The 3,595-nt window shown below is 57.1% G+C and carries 3 protein-coding genes and 1 pseudogene; all 4 read left to right on the plus strand.

Going from position 1 to position 3,595, the window contains the following annotated elements; translation table 11 throughout:
- Positions 1 to 519: 519 nt before the first annotated feature.
- Positions 520 to 654: pseudogene (locus FJ248_08670) on the plus strand (IS3 family transposase).
- 295 nt (positions 655 to 949) lie between these two features.
- Positions 950 to 1,840 carry a TauD/TfdA family dioxygenase gene (locus FJ248_08675; GenBank protein ID MBM4120952.1) on the plus strand — a complete coding sequence of 297 codons (891 nt, stop codon included), beginning with the start codon at positions 950 to 952 and terminating at the stop codon, positions 1,838 to 1,840.
- Between the two features lie 131 nt (positions 1,841 to 1,971).
- Positions 1,972 to 2,544: a hypothetical protein gene (locus tag FJ248_08680; GenBank protein ID MBM4120953.1), complete on the plus strand. Its 573-nt coding sequence runs from the start codon at positions 1,972 to 1,974 to the stop codon at positions 2,542 to 2,544.
- A 780-nt stretch (positions 2,545 to 3,324) separates the two neighbouring features.
- Positions 3,325 to 3,595, plus strand: a 271-nt coding sequence (locus tag FJ248_08685; protein MBM4120954.1) for a D-TA family PLP-dependent enzyme, incomplete at its 3' end; no start/stop codon positions are given.

The following is a 3,595-nucleotide window of genomic DNA, read 5'->3' on the forward strand; positions in this document are numbered from 1 at the left end:
GATACGGTCAACTGTCCACTTTTGTCCCTCAGCCATAAATCCTCCTTTTTTGTAACGAGCAGTACGCATCGTCTCTCTGCGGCCCAGAAGCCCATTCTCACGCTGAACTGCGCCACCCGCGGCTGGCCGTTGCCGCCGCGCAGCGCCGTCAGCCGCAGGAAGTCGGTGAGTATGGGAATTTCAAACCACCTTTTCCCTGATGGACAACGATACTCCCGTATCGAGAAGAAATCCATCGAGGCCAAGCGTGCGCTGTTTGGCGAAGGCTCCCCGCTCTCGATGAGGATTAACCCCTTGAATCGAGCCGAGTTGCCGCCCTTCGGCGCACGCTGCCCCTCTCCCCTCCCGGCCGCACGAGCCCAGGGCCCCGTTGCAGAGCCGTTCTGGCCCTCGGGGGATCAGGCCTCCTGAAATAACTCCGGTCGCTGCGCCGGGGCCTGCGGCGGGGCCCTGGCGGGCAGCATGACCAGAGGGCAAGCCCAGTGGTAGTTGTGGCACATCGACCTCAGGATCGCTCACAAACGTGCGATGGTCGAGGTGATCGACTGGAAGGGCTTCTACAATCATCGGCGGCTGCATTCGCCGCTGGACTACGTCAGCCCGATGCGGTTCGAGCAGCGCTGGTTCGCCGATCAGGAAAAGCAGGCAGCATGACGGACTCGGCTATGGGATGCGGAAAACAGGGGCAAGGTCAAAATTGCAGATTGTGCCGCGTGAAGTCATGAAGCGGCAGCCGTAAAGCATGCAGTTTCAACAACCGCCATGAAGGTTTTCAGATTGGAAGTTGAGTGCATCTATTAACCTCTCTAATGATCGGTAGAGCCAAAAATAATTTTACTTATTTCTCCAAACCTTGCGAGGACTCGACACTGAAACTGACGATTTATTCGTTCTCGTTTTGAAATCATCAAGACAGCTTTTTTAAATCCTTTTACAGAGGAGTCGTGAGATGGAGTCGCTCAAACTTCCATGGCGAGTCACCAGCCGGCACCCCCTTATCGGAGCTGAAATTCATGGTATCGATCTAAGGTCTCCGCTAGATGCTCGAAGCATTGACTGGCTGCAGGCGCTTTGGATGAAACATCTTGTCTTGATTTTTCCTAAGCAAACGATCAGTGATGCAGAGCACATTGCCTTCGGGCGCCGCTTCGGAGAACTGGAAATTCACCCCTCGATAAGTCACCGCTCTTCAACGAACCAGGAAATCTATCGGGTTTCGAATGTGGATGAAGACGGTAACATCATCGAAGCTAAGGCAAGCGCTTGGCAGTACTTAAATCTTTCTTGGCTCTGGCACACAGACAGTTCATTTCGACAAATACCCAGCAAAGGCTCCATCTTGCATGGTATCGAGACAACGACCGAAGGCGGGCACACACGCTTTGCAAACATGTATGCAGCATATGAGGATCTGAGTGTTGAGAAAAAGCAGGCGCTTGAAGGGCTTATGGTTATCCACGACCACGATTTCATCCTTAAGCAATCAAAGGAGCTCTCAGCCCGGGTTGATAAAGGGAGCTACGTCCACCTTCCCCCTGTTAGACACCCGCTGATACAACGCCATCCCATCACGGGTAGGCTGAGCCTTTTTCTCTCCCCCCACACCATGGTTTGTATTGAAGGTATGCGTGAGGAGGATGGCCGAAAACTGCTCGATGAATTGATATCACACGCGATTCAGCCCAAATACGTTTATCGACACATCTGGCGAGATCATGACGTGATCATGTGGGATAACCGCTGTACGATGCATTCGGTTGAACCGTTTGATAACAGCACCATACGTCGGATCATGCATCGCGTTACCCTTGTAGGAGAGGGTGCGCCCGTCGCCGCCTAACACGTTCGCGACGATGTAGGCACAATCGCGAAGGTGCGCCGCGCTGGCCCCTCACCGCGAAATCGTCGGGGTGTAAAGGAAATTCAAAAGATGTCTTATTCTGATTGGCGTGTTCCGCTATGAGGCGAACCATGAAATCGCTTCTCATGCTGTTACTAGCGATGCTTGGCTTTGCGGGGAGCGACGCTCGGAGCCAGTCATTTAGCCGGACCTCGATCACCGCTCCCAGTGCCTTCATAGGCAACCATGATGAAATCTTTCAGCTCGCAGACGGTTCAATCTGGAAGGTTCAATACGAGTACTCCTATCTGTACGAGTATTACCCTTCGGTGTCGATCTGCCCTTCCGCAGGGAAGCTGCTGATTAGGGATAAGGCACTCAACGTCGTTCTGCTCTCGGCTGGCGCTCGTCCGCCGCAAGGCCACGCCAAGCCCTCACCCGGTGCCGGCGACATTGTCGTCGTTGCTCGACAGTCTGGCTGCCGCGACTATTTCGTCGCTGACGGCCTGGGAGATTACTCTCTATTGCAGTGGTACGGCGGATACGACCCCGACATAGGCGGCATCATCGTCGGGCAAATTACCTCTCTTGGTTTCAAGGACGTTTTCTATCCGAAGCAAGGGCGAACAGGGCGTGTTTACGTCGATGACTACATGCTCTCTCGAGCAGCGGTGATAGAGAAGTACAGGGAAAAATACCGCTGAGAGGGAGGCCTGCAGGACTACCAAAGTCCACCTTTTCCCTGATGGACAACGGTACCGGCATCCCGAGAGGAAGTCCATCGCGGGTGATCGTGCGCTGTTTGGCGAAGACTCCCCCGCTCTCGATGAAGATTTACCCCTTGAGTGAGGGGCGCGGCCAAAGCGCGATGGGGTAGGTGGAACTGGCCGCCTGCAGGGGTCCCACCATGATCTTCTCGAGCAGCCCCTGCAGCGCTTCGCCGGTGGGCGCACGCGCTTCCTGGTACACCGGTTCGCCCCCGGTGCGCCGATGCACCCCGTCGCGCACCGGGCAGTGCAGGTGGCTGTTCAGGCTGGCCGCCGAGGGCCCGGTGACTTGACACCGACAGGGCCGAGGAAGACACTATCCCCGGCATCAAGAGCCGTTTTTGACGGCACCAACCTGCCTCCCCGGGCAAGGTGGTCGGCGAGAGCAGATGCGGCCTTGAGGCAACCAAGCGGGATCAAACCCTCCCACTTGGCGAGGGTTTTTTATTGGGCGGATTTATTCCTACTTGCCACGCCCAGACATTGGTTGAAGTGGCTAAACAGGAGACAGTCTATGGACTTGAAAGAACCGCGTGAGGGGGCCGTCCCGGGAAAGATCGTCGCGCGCTGCGACCTCGACCTGGGGCGCTCGTACCGCGGGACGACGTTCGACTTCGCCAAGCACCGCCGCGTCGAAGCCCGCGGCATGATCGTCGAACGCACCGGAAGGAAATCACCATGACCGCTCGACCGGAAATCGCCTCCGACTGGCATCTCATCGCGAACGCGGATGCGGTCGCCTCGCCGGCGCTGTTGCTGTACCCGGATCGTATCGAGAAGAACCTGCAGCGCATGATCGCCATGGCCGGCGGCGTGGACCGGCTGCGCCCGCACGTCAAGACGCACAAGCTGCCGCAGGTGGTCGCGCTAAAACGCGCCGCCGGCATCCGCAGGTTCAAGGCAGCGACGATTGCCGAGGCGGAAATGACGGCCGCGGCCGGCGGCGAGGACATCCTGCTTGCCTACCAGCCGGTCGGGACCAACATCA

Origin of the sequence: Nitrospira sp. (assembly GCA_016873435.1) — a bacterium.
Classification (GTDB): Bacteria; Nitrospirota; Nitrospiria; order Nitrospirales; family Nitrospiraceae; genus VGXF01.

What these genes read in the sequence shown, in the direction of transcription:
- FJ248_08675 (MBM4120952.1), top strand. Translation starts at nt 950, where the DNA reads ATGGAGTCGCTCAAACTTCCATGGCGAGTCACCAGCCGGCACCCCCTT.
- FJ248_08680 (MBM4120953.1), top strand. Translation starts at nt 1,972, where the DNA reads ATGAAATCGCTTCTCATGCTGTTACTAGCGATGCTTGGCTTTGCGGGG.